Source organism: Bartonella sp. AA2SXKL (genome assembly GCF_042197205.1).
Taxonomy (GTDB): Bacteria; Pseudomonadota; Alphaproteobacteria; order Rhizobiales; family Rhizobiaceae; genus Bartonella.
Window position 1 is genome coordinate 38,841 of sequence record NZ_JBHIRN010000008.1, and the last position, 18,537, is coordinate 57,377.

An 18,537-nucleotide genomic window follows, 5' to 3' on the forward strand; every position below is an offset into this window, starting at 1 on the left:
ACATCAATCCTATTTGTGATGTTTTAAGAGAATGGTGTTGAAATAGGGTTGAAATGAGAGAATTTTACGATATTTTCGTTCCTTACTTAAATAGGTAAAAAAATTTATTCATTATAAATCAGAATGTTATAATGGTAGATGAGAAAAGAATATTTTAGGAGAGCATTAACAGTTCTATCCCTGCTTCGTTCATAGTTTTAAGCATAGTGTTTAGTGATCCGTTTACATCAATACCAGCACAAGCATTTAATGAAACACTGACTTTAAAACCGTATTGTATGGCGTGAAGAGCAGAGAATCCGACACAAAAATCAGTTGCTAAGCCACACATAATGAGCTTGGTAAAACCATGTTCTTTGAGATAAACATGTAAACCTGTTGGTGTTTTTTGATCATTTTCAAGAAAAGCAGAATAGCTATCCATTTTTTGATTATAGCCTTTTCTAAGGATAAGTTGTGCCTTTTCTACTCTAAGAGATGGATGGAATTCTGCTCCTTGTGTTCCTCGTATGCAATGATCAGGCCAAAGTATTTGAGGACCATAGTCAAGAATGACTGTATCATAGGGCTTTTTTTCAGGATAGCAGGAAGCAAAGCTGCAATGGTTTTTGGGATGCCAGTCTTGGGTTAAGATAACGTGGTGAAAATGATTTATGAGATTATTGACGGCGGGTAAAATAGCATCACCTTGAGGTACGGCAAGTGCTCCACCTAGTAAGAAGTCATTTTGAACATCAATGACGATTAAGGCTTTTTTTTCCATAAATATATTCCTATACGAGATGAGCTTTTATCGTATTTTTAAAAAGCTATATGTCGTCTTGAAGTTTTGAAATGATGTGCTGGATATTGATATTATTTTTATAATTATCAAGCCAAAAGAGGGGGATGGATAAGTTTTTACAATTGGTTTTATAGTTTTTTACGAATTGTAACCACGTACCAATGGGAAGTGCGCTGTAGTCATTTGTTGCTACGTGTTGATGCAAAGCTTTCATGATCATTGGGCTTGGGACGTCAGATCCCATAAGGCGGCGGTCGTTTTGTAAACGTAATTTAAGCCATATCAAGGCAAGGGGTGAAGTCCATTGCTTTCCGTAGCAAAAAATCGATGAAAAAAGAGAAGGATTTTTTACTGCGTAATATAAAGCCCATAAAGCGAGAAAAGAAGGCGCATAGAGAATTGCTTTTCTTTGTGGTATCATATTACATTGATAAGTCGGTTTAATACGATAAAAATACAATGTTATATCTGGTATGGAAAAGAGAGGCAAGGTTTGATAACAGGTTTCAGGGACAGCTAAAAAGATTTGCTTTTTGCTCTTTAGGGGGATGTTTTTTTGCATTCAGGACCATACTGGGGCTTGTGAGATTAGAAAAAATGTACCAATATAAAGCGAAAAGCTTTTGATACGATGTAAGTGCTATTTACTGTACTGTTTCAAAAAGCAAAAGCAGTTTTTTTCAAAATCCTAATCTTTAATATCGCATAATATAAAGAGAAATTTATGGCACGTCAATTTATCTATCATATGGCTGGGCTTAACAAGTCTTACGGCAATAAAAAAGTTCTAGAAAATATTCATTTGTCTTTTTATCCAGATGCGAAGATCGGTATTTTAGGGCCGAATGGTGCAGGGAAGTCAACTATTTTACGTATTATGGCTGGGCTAGATAAAGAATATACGGGAGAAGCATGGATTTCTGAAGGAGCACGCTGTGGTTATCTACCACAAGAACCTTTGCTTGATGCGAGCAAAGATGTGCGTGGTAATGTGATGGAAGGTGTTGCAGATAAACAGGAAATTCTTGAGCGTTATAACGAATTGATGATGAATTATAGCGAGGAAACGGCTGATGAAAGTGCACAGCTTCAGGACATTATTGACAGTCAGAATCTTTGGGATTTAGAAAGTCAAGTGGAAATGGCTATGGCTGCTCTTGGCTGTCCGCCAGCCGATGGGGATGTAACAAAACTTTCGGGTGGTGAGAAGCGGCGTGTTGCACTTTGTAAATTGCTTTTGTCAAAACCTGATTTATTACTTTTGGATGAACCGACAAACCATTTAGATGCTGAAACGACGGCTTGGCTTGAGAGGCACCTACGTGAATATCCTGGGGCTGTGCTTTTGATAACCCATGATCGTTATTTTCTCGACAATGTAACGGGTTGGATTTTAGAATTAGATCGCGGTAGAGGTATTCCTTATGAGGGGAACTATTCTGCTTATTTGGGGGCTAAAGCCAAGCGTTTGGCTCAGGAAGGCCGTGAAGAGGCAGCGCGTCAACGTGCTTTATCACGTGAGCAAGAATGGATCGCTTCTAGTCCAAAAGGGCGACAAGCAAAGTCAAAAGCTCGGATTAAGGCTTATGATGAGTTGGTTCAAGCAGCACGTGAGCGCCGTCCTGGAGAGGCGCAAATCATTATTCCTATTGGAGAAAGGTTAGGACAAGTTGTTATTGAGGTTGATAATCTCTCTAAAGCTTATGGTGAACGTGTATTGATTGATTCTCTTTCTTTTAAACTTCCTGCTGGTGGCATTGTCGGCGTTATTGGGGCCAATGGTATGGGAAAGTCGACCTTGTTTAAAATGTTGACGGGACAGGAAAAGCCCGATTCAGGTCAGATACGTATCGGTGAAACAGTTCACATGAGTTATGTGGATCAGAGTCGCGATTCCTTGGTGGGGGATAAAACTGTTTGGGAGGAAATTTCTGGTGGAAATGACATTATTAAATTAGGCAAATATGAGATGAATAGCCGCGCTTATTGCGGGGCTTTTAATTTCAAGGGGGCAGATCAGCAGCAGAAGGTGGCAAATTTATCAGGAGGGCAGCGCAATCGCGTACATTTGGCGAAACTTCTAAAAGAGGGGGGAAATGTGCTTCTTCTTGATGAACCGACAAATGATCTTGATACTGAAACATTGGGTGCATTGGAAGATGCATTGGAAAATTTCGCTGGTTGTGCAGTTATCATATCGCATGATCGTATGTTTCTTGATCGATTGGCAACACATATTTTAGCCTTTGAAGGTGATGGTCATGTAGAATGGTTTGAAGGTAATTTTGCTGAATATGAGGCTGATAAAGTTCGTCGTCTTGGGGCGGAATCTCTTAATCCTAAGCATGCAAATTATAAACCTCTTACACGCTAGAATTTTTTATCTTATCGCAACTTTGTTAGAATAATAGTGTATTTTATTGCGTTTGTTATTTCATAAATAAAGTGTGTGTGTACTCTGTGGGAGTTTTTATTCATTGAAAAGAGTAAGAGACACTTTATGAAATTATGACCTAAATAGGGTTATTTTACTCATGATATATAACCGGTTATTTTTTGTAAAACTGCAATGAAAAGGAGGGGATGGAGCGTATAGTATTACTTCTACAAATGCCTTGGTCATTGAGCATTATCATCTTTACTTAATAAAAATGCAAGCTGGCATTATCATGTTATTTTTTCTCAATAGTATGCAGTTTTTGTTTTGAGGTGGGCATAAAAGGTATTTTTATCCATCTGTCCCCTCCGTTTATGAGCTGTAAGAGAATGATTTGGATTGATTTATCATGAATAGATTTGAAATGAGAAAAATCTACGGTATTCCGGTTTTTTATTCAAGTTAAAAATGAATTATTATTATAAATCAATGTATTCTCATTATAACGAGAAGCAGGGAGATAAGATCTGTTCGTTTTTTACATTAGCCTATTTTTTTCATAGTATGATAAAATAGAGAGAACAAAATAGATGAGAATATGCGTTGTATGCTTGACTTTTTTTCCTATAAACAAATGTTTATAGGAATGTTTAGGGGATAATTATGAAAAAAAGTGCAAGTTTAGATGCAATGATTGTGCTGCTGAAAGCGGTCGCAGAAGTAAGCCATTTACGTGTTCTTAGGCTCTTACATCATGAAGATTTAACAATTCCTGATTTTATTTTTATTCTTGATCAGTCGCAAGCGTGTATATCACGATATTTACGTTTATTGTACGAAGCACGATTGATTGAGCGTTATCAGAAGGGGGATAGCCTTTATTTTAAGCTTTGTCATGATTTTTGGGGTAAAGACATTGTGATAGGTATTCTTTCGGCTTTGCCAAAGGATGATGTGTTGTTAGCGCATGATTTAGAACGTTTGAAGGATGTTAAAAAGCAGCGTCAAAAAACGAGGAAGAAGCATTTCTTACAAAATGCGTTGCAACGGGATGTATTACGGTCATCCTATATGGCAGATCATGGTGTAGAAAACTCGTTACTTGAAATCATTGGCGATAAACCATTTCAGACGATGTTGAATATTGGAAGAGGTGGAGACTCTATCTTAAAATTGTTTTCTAATCTTTATACGCATGCGGTTCAAGTTGTGCTTGATAGCAATGTTTTTCACTTGTCTGTTGGAGATACAACTTTTGATTTAGTTATTCTTCATTGGGTTTTACATTTTCTTGAAAATCCTGAAATATTCCTTCATGAGATATCAAGTGTTTTGCGTCCTCATGGCCGTTTATTGATTGTGGATTTTGGTTATCATGAAATTGAGTCTTCATATTCTGATCAAGTGCATATGCGTTTTGGATTTTCGGCTTTACAAATAGAACAATGGCTTAAAAATGCGGGACTTGTTCTAGAACAAACGGTTTGTCTTACTCCTATACAAAATGAAAACAGTGAGGAGGGGATTGCTACGCTTTGGCTTGCTCGTGATCTGCGTTTATTGGTTGACGATATCAAAGATAAACAAGTAGATTTTGCATAAATCGCGTTTGTTAACGTGCTTTATACTCTGATTTTTCTCAAGGAATAGCGTAGAGATAAAACTTTATTCAATCATTGATAAGCTATTGTTTTTTACATTTGTATTATGTTTTTATATGGGAGTATTGGTGTTTTATAGCGGCGTGTAGGCTGTATAATGAAGCACCTTCTATAGAGTTAAGCCTATGAGGATCATTATTTAAGGTGTTCTTGCTATCATATTTATGTTATTAGCCAATATATTGATTTTAAAAGATCATTGATTTTTTTAGACTCAATAAGAGGTTTAAATACAGGAATGTTGTTTCATTTCAAATTTCCTGTTTCAGAATCCGAAAGAGTCTGTTTGTCTGCTACAAAAGAAGGTATTTATCTTAATGATACCGTTTGTAAAAGAAAATACATTTTCTAAATGTGAGAGCGGCTGCAATATGATATAATGCCGCACAATATAATCATAGTGAAGGCTCATACCTTTATAAATATCAGAGATGGTGGTGCCCAATAGATCTTAAAATATCTCTTTAAAACAGGTTTTTAGATAAGGAGTACCTTAGAACTTTTAGTGAGGGGTGCAAAAAGATGCTCTAAAAAGACGAAAAAGTAAAAGGGTAAGACAATGCATTATATTCATAAAAATAAGATCGGCGATGATCTATGGATAGTCTGTGGCTGAAAGTAGGAAAGAAAAGCGTGATATTACACTAAAGTTTCGTATCTCTTTATCATGAGAAGTTATGAAGATTATTAAATAAGTCCATTGTTTTTGCCAAAAGTATTTTCTTTCTTTTTATGTTTGCCTCTCATCTTATGACGCAGTCCGTGGTTATAGCGTAAAATTGATAGGGCACCATCGTCTTTAGTTTAAGTAAAAGTTGTAAGCCGGCATCATTGTTTTATGTTTTTTATCCATATGCTTCTTCTTGTTTGTGATGTGCGATAGTATGGCTATTCATTAATTCAATAGACGAAGATTGAAAATAAGGGAATCTTACGTTCTTGAGGTTTCTCATGTAAATTGTAAAATGATGAGTTATGATTGTAAATTAATGAATTGTTTACGTTAGAAGAACAGAATATAAAAATTTTTGAGCATAGAAACTACTGTGTGTATTATTTTACGGGATCATTTAAATGATAGAGATTAAGAGAAAATGTCTGCATTGATTTCGGTTTGTTATGTTAAAATGCGTTAGAGACTGTTGGTTATTGTAAAATGGTTTATCGTTATTTGGAATGACGATGGGGCGTGATTCGAAAAAAATACCTTCAGAGTTCTCATTTTCTCATAAGATTAAGCTGTTTAAGTTCCTCATTGATTGTTACATGAGGGATGTAACAATATTTTAATGATCATTTACAGAAATTTTTTATAAAGATAGATAAGATTTTATTTTCTCTAATTTATTGTTTTATTTAAATAATTCATAGCTTTCTTGCAAGAAGATGTTTTCCATTTTTTACGGTTATTTGTGTAAGATTTTAAAAATCTACGTTTTTCTTTTTGTGGTGATTGCTGTTGGAAAAGTGATTCTACTTTTACGTAGTTTTATTTTTATAGGGTGGATACGTAGAAATTACTGTTTTTTAATATGATCATCAGAGTTATGAAAGAAACTATTTAAAAGTTATAATGATCGTAGATTCTAATTGATGCTTATTGAAATAAAATTGCTTCAAATTGGGTCATTTTAAACTTTTTTTGCCTAAATTTAAACATTTTTAAATAATTTATAATTCTTTTATGTTTTTTTGCGTAGAAGATGATAAGAATTTCTTGTTGTTTAAAGAATTTTATTCCATAGCAAGAATATTGCATCGGCTATCTTAGTGGTTGATGTAAGAGGACAATCGGGGAACCTCCTCCCCCCCCCCCGCGTGGATCCCCTAGATTGTCTGGCCTGACTGAGGATTTCCTCAGTCAGGCTTTTTGTAATTATTTTAGGAAATGTAAGGTGTTATTAGGGGGGGAGTGTAAGATCTGTTATTGTTTCGCCTATAGTACCTAAATACATAGAGGGGCGAGTCTTATTGGGCGGATAGTGTTAGCGTATTCATTTTTAATAATTTGATTTTTCTTTATTGAGGCATTGTTGCATGTTATAAGAAGAATCGTAAAAGGAAGCTATGTTTGTATTCTGTGATCTTTAGGTAAGAGATAATGGGATCTTTTTCACATCGTATTATTTTTATTTTATTTGTATTTTTTATTTCTGGCGCTGTCTTTTTTGCTTCTCAAAGTAGTGCTGTTTATCAGTTTTTTTCCGGTCGCTCTTCTTTTTCTTCTCAGCAGCTTGATGTAACAGAGGAGGAGTTGTTAGAGAGATTATCCGTATCTTTTCCAGATATTATCAAGCATCTTTCTAAGATGACCCCTCAACAGCAGGAGTTGTTTATTGCGCAGCTGCGTCGTGATGTAATTGCGCTTGCTTCTAAAAGTGGTCAGAGTCGTGAGCAGGCTCAAAAATCTGGTGAAACTGTTGCTATGGCTCTCTCAAAAGCGATTTCTCGTCCTTCCGTTGCTAATGCTTATTTTTAGCTATTTTTTAATTGCGCTTTTGGGTTTTATTTTAAGGAGAAAGAGCTTTTCGTGAAATTTTGAAAAGTGCGAGGAGATAATCAATTTGTAAGGTATTAACAAAATTTATCTCTCAAAAGGTAAGCAATTGGAGTATAAGGGTAATGTTGCAATCATTACAGGAGTGATAGAAAGTCTATCAAGGGTATTGGTCCAAGTTAATTGCATTATCAATCGCTACAATGACAAAAGCAGTATTGATTATAATAAAACACGTTAACTGCATTTTATATGGCGGTTATTTTTTATTTGATATGAGAAAATAAAATTTTTTAAAGGATTTAAGCTTTTTTTGTTCTACGGATTTTAGGATATTTATCCACTTGTATGATTTCTGAAAATGAGGTGCAAGACTGATAAGATGATAGTCTGTGACAAAGAAAAAATATTTGAATGAAGATGAGAGGTCTATTTTTATTTAAAAAGGCTTTGGGGGTATTGAGTTTTCTAACATTTTTCAAAAAAATAGACACAAGTAATTGTTAAGCTTTGTTGTAGGGATAAAAACGGATATAACTTTTTTAGTATATTGTTTTATAATGATAATTTATCATTTTATATTGAATGAGAATCTTAAGAATTGTAAAATCCTCTCATTTTAAATTTATCCATGGTGAAAAAATTAAAATCAGTTTCTTGTATACCACAAGTAGAGGCTTGTGTGGATAAAAACTCTTTTAAAAAGGAATTAAAAAGCTTCTTTGAGACATCTTGAGAGCTAAAAGTCTGTTCCAATATTTTGAATTGGTAAAGAGTATGATGGTTTTAATATATTTATGAATTTTTTATGCGCAATGATGGGGAGATTTGTTTTGTGATTTTTTGAGATTTTATCGGACATAAAGAGTGCAGTGGGTGTTTATTAATCAGAGAGAAGCGTTGATAACGGTTTATATTTTTTGTGAACCTTTTTTGATATCGAGCATCTTCGGTAAAAAGATGCTCTTGTCTCTCTTTCTTTGAGGGATTGATCTCAATAAAAAAATTAATAATCTTATGTAAAAAATATTACATCTAGTTCAGATGCTATTTTTTTAATATAAAAATTGATTGATACAACAGTGATAGCCGCAAGTTATAGATTATATCATTTTATTTGATACGCTATAAGATTAATTATAGTCTTTTTATTTTTTTTATTTTATGATATAGAGAAATCTGAGACTTGTGCATAAAGATATATTCTTTTATTTCATAATTTTATCTTGAAATTGTCTTACTATTTCCTTTTTAAAGACGTTCTTTTGCTTTCTTTTTTGTATAATACATTTGCAAATTACTTGCGGCTAGAATTTGAGAATGTTTGAGTGAAGAGAAAGAAAATGCAATTTTTGAAAATCTTGTTAAATACAGCATGTGCTGTATTTTTTGTATTTGATATAAGTTGGACTCATAGTGTCTTAAATGTTGCGGAATCACGAGAAACCTCAGTGATTGTTGCTTCTAAGATTTCTGCTCGTCCTTATGAGTTTCTTATTCAGAAACTTGCGAATAAATATAATGTTCCCGTTAATTTAGCACATGCTGTTGTAAAAGTTGAAAGTAATTATAAGGCAGGTATAAAGGGGGCTGCTGGCGAAGTAGGTTTGATGCAAATTAAACCCTCTACGGCACGAGGGTTGGGCTTTAGTGGTTCTGTACAGGATTTGTACGATCCTGCGACCAATCTTGAATATGGTATGCGTTATTTGGCACGGGCCTATAAACTCAGTGGTGGAAGTACGTGTGGTACAATCCTTAAATATAACGCAGGTCATGCTGCAAAAAAAATGAATTCCATTTCAGCGAAATATTGCGCAAAAGTAAAGACTTATCTGGCTTCATTAAAATAAAAACATCTGTTGAGAGAGGTTTGTCATAAAATATTTTAAGATGCTATTTTCACGGAGCAGAAAATGTTTTATAAATCAGTATGTCAGTCGGCTGGGCAGCCGCGCTTGTCTGATACTGAAATACGGCAGGTGAGGAAAGTCCGGGCTCCATGGAAAGACGGTGCCGGGTAACACCCGGCGGGGGTGACCCTAGGGAAAGTGCCACAGAAAGTAAACCGCCTATTTTTATAGGTAAGGGTGAAAGGGTGGAGTAAGAGCCCACCGCGCATTCAGTAATGAATGTGGCAAGGTAAACCCCACCGGGAGCAAGACCAAATAGAAATGACGTGCAAAATTTAATTTGCAGCCGATTTCCGGGCGAGTCATTCGGGTAGGTTGCACGAGGCGGATGGTAACATCCGTCCCAGATGAATGGTTGCCATGTAAAGTGTAAGCTTTACTCTACAGAACCCGGCTTATAGGCCGACTGATATTTCATGATGATACGCGATATTTTATAAGATCAATTATATATGGTCTTTTATGGAGTCTATGTGTTTGAAATAGACACTTGAGCAAAGAGTGTTTTAAAAAATTATAACATTTCTTTAAGTATAATGCGTTAGGATCTGTTTTGGGATAACTTTAGTTTTTTCGTTCATTGTGATTAATGTGAAAGTTGAAGGCTAGGTTATTCTAAGATCAGTTGCCATGAGAGAGCTGTTGATTTAAGACAGCATAACTTCAAGACGGATTATTTTGATAAAGCAGGATCAAAGAGCTGAACGCCATATTCCAGTGTTGTTACAGCCAGTTTTGGCTGGGCTTATGCCATTGGTTGGAGCAAAAGTGATTGATGGCACCTTTGGTGCTGGTGGTTATACGCGCGCTTTGTTAAAGGCAGGGGCACAGGTGATTGCTCTTGATCGTGATCCTTATGCTATCAGTGCAGGACAATCGCTTGTTGAAGAATTTTTTCCACGCCTTCGTTTGGTCCATATGGCGTTTTCACAGCTCGATCGTGTCGTTGAAGAGAAGGTGGATGCAGTTATTTTGGATATTGGTGTCTCTTCAATGCAGCTTGATGAAGCAGAAAGAGGTTTTTCTTTTCAAAAAGATGGTCCATTGGATATGCGAATGGCTCAGACTGGTTTTACAGCCAGCGATGTTGTCAATCATTTAAAAGCAAGGGATTTGGCACGTATTTTTAAGATATTAGGGGAAGAGCGTTATGCGGGGCGAATTGCACGGATGATTGAAAAGCGTCGTGTTGTACAGCCTTTTTTGCGTACAGGTGATTTGGCGTATGCTATCGAAATGTTGATAGGACGTAAGCCGGGAGATCGTATTCATCCGGCAACACGTGTATTTCAGGCTCTTCGTATCTATGTTAATGATGAAATTGGTGAATTGGCATGTGGTTTATTTGCTGCTGAACGCGTTTTAAAAGCTGGAGGCCGTTTGGGGGTTGTCAGTTTTCATTCTCTTGAAGATCGTATGGTCAAAAGATTTTTTTCGGCTCGTTCTGGAGAATGTATGAGATCACGCTATCTGCCAGAAATAAAGGCTACTCCAGCAACATTTTTTCCTTTGTTTAGAGGTGGGATCACGGCAACTAAAGAGGAGTTACAGAAAAATCCTCGTTCACGTTCTGCGAGGTTGCGTATTGGTGTACGGACTGAAGCAGAGGCTCTTGCAGCAGATATGAAATTATTTGGTTTAGCAGAGATTGCCAGTTTTGAAGGCAGCAAAAAATGACAGTTTTTCGTACATTTGATATGATTTTAGTGTTGATTATGATTTGTATGGCAGGACTTACTTATAAGGTAAAATATGATGTTCAAAAGCGAATGAACGAAGTTCTTCATCTTGAGCATGAAATTGCTGCAGCAAAAAATACGGTAAGTTTGCTTCATGCTGAGTGGGCTGTGATGATAAGGCCTTCACGCATGCAAAAACTTGCGAAACGTTATCAGAAAGAACTTGGGTTAGAGGTTATACAGCCGCGTCAAATCGTGGAGTTTAAAGACATTCCGGTACGGGTACATGATCAAATTGAAGAAGTGATTAAACAAAATATCTTGGAAGATAATCAAGATATTTTGACAAATAATCGGGCTTCTCAGATCAATAGTGTTGTCCAAAAAGGCGCGCAGTAATGAAATCGACTTTTTTATTCTCACAGAAGAAAAAGCGCTTAAAGAATTCGTTGAATAATCATAATGTTTCTGTTCGTCGTCCCTATTCTAGTCGTCCACGTTTGCTTTTTTCGTTGTTCTGCTTTTTAATTTTATATGGCATCATGGGGGCTTGCCTTATTTCTTATGGGTTGGAAGGTGGACAGATTGAAGAAGCAAAAGGGCCTGGAGTTCTTCAATTGATGGCACGGCCTGATATCGTTGATCGTAATGGTCGTTTATTGGCAACAGATATTAAAACTTATTCACTTTTTGCTGAGCCACGACGTATTATTGATGTGGATGAAACAATTGAATTGCTCTCAACAGTTTTGCCTGATCTTAATTGGCAGGAAACCTATAAGCGCTTAAAAAGAAAAACTGGTTTTTCTTGGATACAGCGTGGGTTAACACCAATGCAGAAGACACAAATTATGGCTCTTGGTATACCAGGAATTGGTTTTCGGACTGAAATTCGTCGCTTTTATCCTGATGGACCTGTAACTTCCCATATTCTCGGCATGGTGAATGTTGATAATCAAGGCATTGCAGGTATGGAAAAATATATTGATGATGCGGGTTTGAGTGCTCTGCGTGCTGCTGGTCTTGCCATGGAAGAATCATTAAAACAAGTTCAGCTTTCGATTGATGTGCGTGTTCAGGCAATTGTTCATGATGAACTTATTCAGGCTATGAAGCGTTATAAGGCAATTGCTGCAGGAGCTGTTATTTTAAATATACATACGGGGGAAGTTTTGGCTTTGGCATCACTACCAGATTTTGATCCTGGAAATCCTATTGAAGCTTTAAAAAGTGATCGTCTCAATCGGATGACGGCAGGAGCTTTTGAAATGGGATCGATTATTAAAAGTTTTACGACCGCCATGGCACTTGATTCCAATATTTTTTATTTAAACAGTATTATTGATGCTTCAAAGCCAATAAAAGCAAGTAGTGGGTATACTATTCATGATTTTCATGGAAAAAATCGACCCTTAACGTTATGGGAGGTTTTTATTTATTCTTCTAATATTGGTTCTGCTAAAGAGGCATTGGCGATAGGGATTGATAAACATCGTGGTTTTTTACAAAAACTTGGATTACTGGATCGTCTCACAACAGAGTTGCCTGAAGTTGCCCACCCTATTGTGCCACATCATTGGAAGGATATACATTCTATGACGATTTCTTTTGGGCATGGTATGGCAACAACCCCCTTGCAAACAGCTGTCGGGGCTGCTGCTTTAATGAATGGTGGTTGGTTAATTGCTCCGACATTTTTAAAACGGACAAAAGAACAAACTCTGCACCATGCAAAACGGGTTTTGCAGGCTAAAACAAGTCAAAATATGCGTTACCTTTATCAATTAAATAGTGATATTGGTTCTGGACGTAATGCAAAAGTAGAAGGCTATCGTGTAGGTGGTAAGACAGGAACAGCTGAAAAAGTTGAAAATGGAAAATATTCTAAAACAAAAAATTTCAATAGTTTTCTTGCTGCTTTTCCTATTGAAGATCCTGCTTATGTTGTTTTAACAATTATCGATGAACCAAAGCCAGAGGAGGGACAGCGTTCAGCAACAGCGGGAATGAATGCTGGACCAATGCTTGCTAATATTGTTCGTCGCACAGCTAGTTTTCTTGGTGTAAAACCCGATTTTAAAAAAGAATATGAGCCTCTTTTAAGTAAAAAGAGCAATTCAAGTTTCGTTAAACAACGGTAAAATGAATATAAAGGTGCGTTATCATGTTGTTGGGAACAGTTTTTACAGAATGTGTTGAAGATGAAAGTCTTTCTTCAATAGAAATAACAGGAATCAGTGTGGATTCTCGGCAAGTTTTGCCAGGCTATGTTTTTGTCGCTGTTCAAGGAAAAAAAAGTGATGGAAGACACTATATAGATGATGCGATAAAGCGTGGCGCACGAGCAATCGTTACAGATTATCATGCTGTTCTTGAGGATTTATCTGTTCCCATTTTACGTGTTTCTAATGTTCGTCATAGTTTAGCGTTGGCAGCTGCACGTTTTTACGGTTCTCAGCCTGAAACGGTCGTTGCTGTGACTGGTACAAGTGGTAAAACATCTGTTGTCTCTTTTCTTCGGCAAATTTGGACTTATGCTGGATTTTGTGCTGCGAGTATAGGAACTGTTGGTGTTGTTTCTCCTAAACGGAATGTTTATGGTTCTCTCACAACACCTGATCCGGTCGTATTGCACCGTCTTCTTTATGAAATTTCTCATGAAGGTGTGACTCATGCAGCTCTTGAAGCTTCTTCGCATGGGCTTGACCAAGGACGACTTGATGGAGTCCGTTTAACGGCTGGTGCCTTTACCAATTTAGGGCGAGATCACATGGATTATCACACGGGGGTAGAGGATTATTTGCGGGCTAAAATGAGGTTGTTTGATACACTTTTGCCTGTATCTGCTCCTGCTTTGATTTTTGCTGATGATGTTTATTCACAAAAGGTTATTGATGTTGTTACACAAGCGCGCCGCCGTGTCTTGACAATTGGTCGTAAGGGGCAATTTATCACGATTAATCGTGTCGAACATCAACGCTCAAAACAGTGTATTGAGTGTCGTGTGGAAAACAATATTTATACATTTGATTTGCCTTTAGCTGGAGATTTTCAGGTCGCCAATGCGCTTATGGCAGCGGGGTTAGCAATTGCAACGGGCGTTTCACCTCGTAAGGTTTTTTCTGCGCTTGAAACTTTGCAGGGGGCACCTGGGCGGTTAGAGTTTGTGGGAAAGACAGAAAATAATGCGCTTGTTTACATTGATTATGCCCATAAACCAGAAGCTTTGGAGCAGGTTTTGCTTTCTGTTCGTCCCTTTACGCAAGGGCGCTTGATCGTTGTTTTTGGTTGTGGAGGAGATCGTGATCAAGGAAAAAGACCTTTGATGGGAAAAATTGCGGCGGATAAAGCGGACATTGTTATTGTAACGGATGATAATCCTCGCACAGAAATGCCAGAAAAAATACGCAAGGATATTTTACAGGCGGTGCCAACAGCAATAGAGATAGCAGATCGTGGAGAGGCTATTTCTTACGCGGTGGAGCTTTTGAAAGTTGGTGATACATTAATCATTGCTGGAAAAGGTCATGAGGATGGCCAAATTATAGGGCAGACAACTTATCCTTTTTCAGATCGTCTGAAAGCGATAGAAGCTTTAGAGGACCGAAAAAAATGACAGCTTTATGGGATAAGCAAGCACTTGTTGCTGCAGTTAATGGTGTTGTAATGGGAAGCCTGCCAGAAACTTTTTCTGGGGTTTCCATTGATAGCCGTACTCTTGCGGAAGGGGATGTTTTTTTCTGCATTAAAGGGCATCATCTTGATGGTCATGATTTTGCTGCGCAAGCTTATGAACGAGGTGCAGGCGTTCTTATCGTTGCGGAACACCGTTTGAGGGATATGAAAAAGATATCGGCTCCACTCATTGTCGTTCCTGATGTTTTGAAAGCCTTAGAACAACTTGCACAAGCTGCACGCAAACGTTCAAGAGCTAAGATTATCGCGATAACAGGATCGGTGGGAAAAACAACGACAAAAGAAGCTTTGAAACAAGCACTTGCAACGGCTGGGAATGTTCATGCGAATCTCGCTTCTTTAAACAATTGCTGGGGGGTTCCACTCACTTTAGCGCGGATGCCTGTGGAGAGTGATTATGGTATCTTTGAAATTGGCATGAATCACAGAGATGAAATTCGCCCTCTGGTCAAACTGGTTTGTCCGCATGTTACTCTCATTACGCATATTTGTGCAGGACATATGGGTTTTTTCAAGGATCTTGAAGAAATAGCAAAGGCAAAAGCTGAAATTTTTGAAGGATTGGATGAGGAAGGCATTGCCATTTTAAATGCGGATAGTGATTTTTTTTCTTATCTCGTTCAAAAAGCAAAGAAATGCGGTGTAAAAAAGATCTTAAGCTTTGGTGAGACTAAAGATGCTGATTATCAAGCGCATGATATACGTCTTCTAACCGATAGTTCTTCTATGATTGTGCGTATGGGGGGGCGGGATAGGGAGGTCCAAATTGGTGCTCCTGGGCGCCATATTGTGCAAAATAGTTTAGGGGTTATTGCTGCTTGTGATGCTATGGGGGTTGAGCTAGAGCCTGTTTTTCTTTCTTTTCGCCATTTTTCTTCTCAAAAGGGGCGAGGTGTTCGTTATCGACTGTCTTTATCAAATGGGGGTGAATTTTATCTCATTGATGAAAGCTATAATGCAAATCCTGCTTCTATGCGTGCTGCACTTGAGCTTCTTGCTACAGGGCCTGTAGGGAAAGGGGGGCGGCGAATTGCTATTTTAGGAGATATGCTAGAGTTAGGGGAGTATAGTGAAAAGCTTCATCGTGATTTAATAAAACCAATACGTCTTTCTGGTGCTAATCCGGTTTTTCTATTTGGTGAGGCGATGAAATCTTTAGTCAGTGATTTGTCTGCTGGTGTTAAGGTTCATTATGCTGAAAATATTGAGAAAATTTTATCGCTTCTTTTAGCAGAAATTTCTTCTGGGGATCTGCTTATGGTTAAATCATCCAATAGCCTTTGTTCATCAAATATTGTGACTGCATTGTTTGATCGCTATAAAGCGGTTTCTTCATAGTTTTAAGAGGTTTTTTTATTCCATGATGCTATTTTTTTCTTCGTTTAGTGATTGGCTTCCAGGTGTGAATGTATTTCGTTATATTACTTTTCGCACGATAGCAGCTATGCTTACTTCGGGGCTTATCGTCTTTTTGTTTGGACCTAGCATCATTGCTTCTCTTAAATTGCGGCAGGGTAAGGGGCAACCGATTCGTGCTGATGGTCCTCAAACACATTTTAAAAAGGCTGGAACACCTACAATGGGTGGATTGATGATTTTAATCGGCATTGTGGTATCGGCATTTTTATGGGGTAATTTATCGAATATTTACTTTTGGGTATCGCTATTGGTTATGCTTTCTTTTGGGGGAATTGGATTTTATGACGATTATCTTAAGGTCACAAAACAAACAGACAAAGGATTTTCTGGGAAAGCACGATTAAGCTTGGAGTTTTTTGTTGCGGCAATTGCGGCTTTTGCCATCTTGAAAATTGGCTCATCTGGATTAGCTTTGCCTTTTTTAAAAGATTATCTTATCAATTTGGGCTGGTTTTTTATTCCTTTTTCTGCTTTCGTCATTGTTGCGACGGGTAATGCGGTTAATTTAACGGATGGACTCGATGGGCTTGCTATTGTTCCTGTGATGGTTGCAGCTTTATCTTTTGCTCTGATTGCTTATCTTTCTGGTAATATGAATTTTGCTGATTATCTCCAAATCCATTATGTATCGGGAACAGGTGAATTGGCTGTTTTATTGGGAGCTGTTGTTGGGGCAGGGCTTGGTTTTTTATGGTTTAATGCACCACCTGCAGCTATTTTTATGGGAGATACTGGTTCATTGGCTCTTGGAGGACTCTTAGGGACTGTTGCGGTTGCTACGAAACACGAAATTGTTTTGGTTCTTATTGGTGGGCTTTTTGTTGTGGAAGCTTTTTCAGTCGTTATTCAGGTTGGTTATTTCAAATTAACAAGAAAACGCGTGTTTCTTATGGCACCGATACATCATCATTTTGAGAAAAAAGGCTGGACTGAAAGCCAAGTCGTGATACGCTTTTGGATTATTTCGATTGTTCTCGCTCTCATAGGTCTTTCAACACTTAAATTGCGGTGAGAATGTGATTTCTGTTACGTGTTATAAAGGTCAAAAAGTTGCTCTGTTTGGATTGGGACAGTCTGGACTAGCAACGGCACAAGCATTGATGTGCGGTGGCGCAGAAGTGGTGGCGTGGGATGATAGTTCTTCAAGCGTGCAAATGGCTTTTCGGCACAATATTCCAACACGAGATCTCCGTTATGAAGATTGGTCAGAATTTGTTGCATTGATTGTAGCTCCTGGAGTTCCTTTAAGTTATCCTCAGCCCCATTGGATTGTTGAAAAAGCACGAAAAAAAAATATAGAAATTATCGGTGATATTGAATTATTTGTTCGTGCGCGCCAGCATTTTTTACAACATTATGGTTTGTGTGACCAAGATGTTCCTTTCATTGCGATTACGGGGACGAATGGCAAGTCAACCACAACGGCTTTACTTGCGCATTTGTTGGAAAAAATGGGCTATGATGTGCAGATGGGGGGAAATATCGGAAAAGCAATATTGACGCTTAAGCCATTTGTTAAAAAACGTATCTATGTGATTGAATGTTCATCATTTCAAATTGATCTTACTCCCTCTCTTCAGCCGACCATTGGACTTTTATTGAATTTAACACCTGATCATATTGATCGACATGGGAGTTTTGCCTGTTATGTGCAAACCAAAAGGCATCTGATTGCTCAGGCTTCTCAGGCTTTCATTTCAGTTGATGATGCAGCTTGTCGGGTTTTATATCAACAGTTACTTCATGATGGGAAGCAAATTGAGGCAATTTCCAAGGATCATTTTGTTGAAAATGGTTTTTATGCAGATGGGACCAAGCTCTTTTCTGTTCGTCAAGGACAGAGTCATATGCTTGCAGATCTTGCTCCTATGGCGGGGTTACGTGGGAGTCATAATGCGCAAAATGCCCTTATGGCATTAGCAACATTGCAGGCTTTAAAAATAACCGATCCTTCTGTGAACAAGCATTTGGCAAGTTATAAAGGGTTGGATCATCGTATGCAGCAGGTGCGTAAAATGGGGGCGGTTTTGTTTATCAATGACAGCAAGGCTACTAATGCAGATGCAACAGCTCCTGCGCTTTCCACCTTTAATGATATTTTTTGGATTGTTGGAGGACAGGCAAAAAAGGGAGGGATAGAGTCTCTTAGAGAATTTTTTCCTAAAATTCGTAAAGCTTATTTGATTGGGAGCGCGGCGGAAGAATTTGCTCGCACTATTGGATCTGCTTTTCCCTTTTCTATGAGCTTAACTTTGAAAAATGCGGTGCGTGAAGCAGCTGTTGACGCAATGGGTTGTAAGGAAAAAGAGGTGACGGTTCTTTTGTCACCTGCTTGTGCAAGTTATGACCAATTTAAAAATTATGAAATGCGAGGCGAAGCATTTGTCTCTTTTGTGATGCAGTTACAATAAAAAAGCATCAGTTATAAAAAAATATTTTTGCGTTAAGACTCCAGAATCTTTTTTTGTGTAATTTAGTTTTTAAAGTGTTTGTTAAACAGGCTGGGGAACC

Annotated in this window: 13 protein-coding genes and 1 other RNA gene; 12 read left to right on the forward strand and 2 right to left on the reverse strand. The window is 37.6% G+C overall.

Annotation, left to right across the window (positions count from 1 at the left end; all coding sequences use genetic code 11):
- Positions 1–154: 154 nt before the first annotated feature.
- Both pncA and ACFINS_RS06355 read right to left on the reverse strand, forming a co-directional pair.
- Positions 155–763, reverse strand: coding sequence for a bifunctional nicotinamidase/pyrazinamidase (pncA, locus tag ACFINS_RS06350; protein ID WP_375638342.1), 609 nt, complete (start codon positions 761–763; stop codon positions 155–157).
- A 46-nt stretch (positions 764–809) separates the two neighbouring features.
- Positions 810–1,346, reverse strand: coding sequence for a hypothetical protein (locus tag ACFINS_RS06355; protein ID WP_375611982.1), 537 nt, complete (start codon positions 1,344–1,346; stop codon positions 810–812).
- 162 nt (positions 1,347–1,508) lie between these two features.
- Here ACFINS_RS06355 and ettA point away from each other — a divergent pair, with 162 nt between their 5' ends.
- The 12 genes from ettA to murD all read left to right on the forward strand — a co-directional run bounded on the left by ettA (position 1,509) and on the right by murD (position 18,437).
- Positions 1,509–3,158, forward strand: coding sequence for an energy-dependent translational throttle protein EttA (gene ettA, locus ACFINS_RS06360; RefSeq protein WP_375613359.1), 1,650 nt, complete (start codon positions 1,509–1,511; stop codon positions 3,156–3,158).
- 666 nt (positions 3,159–3,824) lie between these two features.
- Positions 3,825–4,763, forward strand: a complete 939-nt coding sequence (locus ACFINS_RS06365) for an ArsR/SmtB family transcription factor (RefSeq protein ID WP_375651017.1) — start codon at positions 3,825–3,827, stop codon at positions 4,761–4,763.
- Between the two features lie 2,160 nt (positions 4,764–6,923).
- Positions 6,924–7,301 carry a hypothetical protein gene (locus ACFINS_RS06370; RefSeq protein WP_375613361.1) on the forward strand — a complete coding sequence of 126 codons (378 nt, stop codon included), beginning with the start codon at positions 6,924–6,926 and terminating at the stop codon, positions 7,299–7,301.
- 1,361 nt (positions 7,302–8,662) lie between these two features.
- Positions 8,663–9,172, forward strand: coding sequence for a lytic transglycosylase domain-containing protein (locus tag ACFINS_RS06375; protein ID WP_375705993.1), 510 nt, complete (start codon positions 8,663–8,665; stop codon positions 9,170–9,172).
- 83 nt (positions 9,173–9,255) lie between these two features.
- Positions 9,256–9,646, forward strand: an RNA gene (rnpB, locus tag ACFINS_RS06380) — RNase P RNA component class A.
- A gap of 264 nt (positions 9,647–9,910) precedes the next feature.
- Entirely contained in the window at positions 9,911–10,909 is a 999-nt protein-coding gene (gene rsmH / locus ACFINS_RS06385; protein ID WP_375611987.1) for a 16S rRNA (cytosine(1402)-N(4))-methyltransferase RsmH, read from the forward strand.
- Complete coding sequence (locus ACFINS_RS06390; protein WP_375611988.1) at positions 10,906–11,310, forward strand: hypothetical protein; 405 nt, start codon at positions 10,906–10,908, stop codon at positions 11,308–11,310. The genes rsmH and ACFINS_RS06390 overlap by 4 nt, the downstream gene beginning before the upstream one ends.
- Complete coding sequence (locus ACFINS_RS06395; protein WP_375611989.1) at positions 11,310–13,052, forward strand: peptidoglycan D,D-transpeptidase FtsI family protein; 1,743 nt, start codon at positions 11,310–11,312, stop codon at positions 13,050–13,052. The genes ACFINS_RS06390 and ACFINS_RS06395 overlap by 1 nt, the downstream gene beginning before the upstream one ends.
- Before the next feature lie 23 nt (positions 13,053–13,075).
- Positions 13,076–14,527: a UDP-N-acetylmuramoyl-L-alanyl-D-glutamate--2,6-diaminopimelate ligase gene (locus tag ACFINS_RS06400; RefSeq protein ID WP_375611990.1), complete on the forward strand. Its 1,452-nt coding sequence runs from the start codon at positions 13,076–13,078 to the stop codon at positions 14,525–14,527.
- Complete coding sequence (gene murF, locus ACFINS_RS06405) at positions 14,524–15,945, forward strand: UDP-N-acetylmuramoyl-tripeptide--D-alanyl-D-alanine ligase (protein ID WP_375705994.1); 1,422 nt, start codon at positions 14,524–14,526, stop codon at positions 15,943–15,945. Before ACFINS_RS06400 ends, murF begins: the two co-directional genes overlap by 4 nt.
- A 22-nt stretch (positions 15,946–15,967) precedes the next feature.
- A complete protein-coding gene (gene mraY, locus ACFINS_RS06410) occupies positions 15,968–17,038 on the forward strand; it encodes a phospho-N-acetylmuramoyl-pentapeptide-transferase (RefSeq protein ID WP_375611992.1) in 1,071 nt (356 codons plus the stop codon).
- Positions 17,039–17,042: 4 nt separating this feature from the next.
- Positions 17,043–18,437: a UDP-N-acetylmuramoyl-L-alanine--D-glutamate ligase gene (gene murD / locus ACFINS_RS06415; protein WP_375613367.1), complete on the forward strand. Its 1,395-nt coding sequence runs from the start codon at positions 17,043–17,045 to the stop codon at positions 18,435–18,437.
- Positions 18,438–18,537: the final 100 nt, after the last annotated feature.

Bases quoted from the DNA above. Each gene is read 5' to 3' on its own strand.
- ACFINS_RS06365 (WP_375651017.1), top strand. From the start codon at position 3,825: ATGAAAAAAAGTGCAAGTTTAGATGCAATGATTGTGCTGCTGAAAGCG.
- mraY (WP_375611992.1), top strand. From the start codon at position 15,968: ATGATGCTATTTTTTTCTTCGTTTAGTGATTGGCTTCCAGGTGTGAAT.
- ettA (WP_375613359.1), top strand. From the start codon at position 1,509: ATGGCACGTCAATTTATCTATCATATGGCTGGGCTTAACAAGTCTTAC.
- ACFINS_RS06375 (WP_375705993.1), top strand. From the start codon at position 8,663: ATGCAATTTTTGAAAATCTTGTTAAATACAGCATGTGCTGTATTTTTT.
- ACFINS_RS06370 (WP_375613361.1), top strand. From the start codon at position 6,924: ATGGGATCTTTTTCACATCGTATTATTTTTATTTTATTTGTATTTTTT.
- ACFINS_RS06395 (WP_375611989.1), top strand. From the start codon at position 11,310: ATGAAATCGACTTTTTTATTCTCACAGAAGAAAAAGCGCTTAAAGAAT.
- ACFINS_RS06390 (WP_375611988.1), top strand. From the start codon at position 10,906: ATGACAGTTTTTCGTACATTTGATATGATTTTAGTGTTGATTATGATT.
- ACFINS_RS06355 (WP_375611982.1), bottom strand. From the start codon at position 1,346: ATGCAAAAAAACATCCCCCTAAAGAGCAAAAAGCAAATCTTTTTAGCT.
- pncA (WP_375638342.1), bottom strand. From the start codon at position 763: ATGGAAAAAAAAGCCTTAATCGTCATTGATGTTCAAAATGACTTCTTA.
- murF (WP_375705994.1), top strand. From the start codon at position 14,524: ATGACAGCTTTATGGGATAAGCAAGCACTTGTTGCTGCAGTTAATGGT.
- ACFINS_RS06400 (WP_375611990.1), top strand. From the start codon at position 13,076: ATGTTGTTGGGAACAGTTTTTACAGAATGTGTTGAAGATGAAAGTCTT.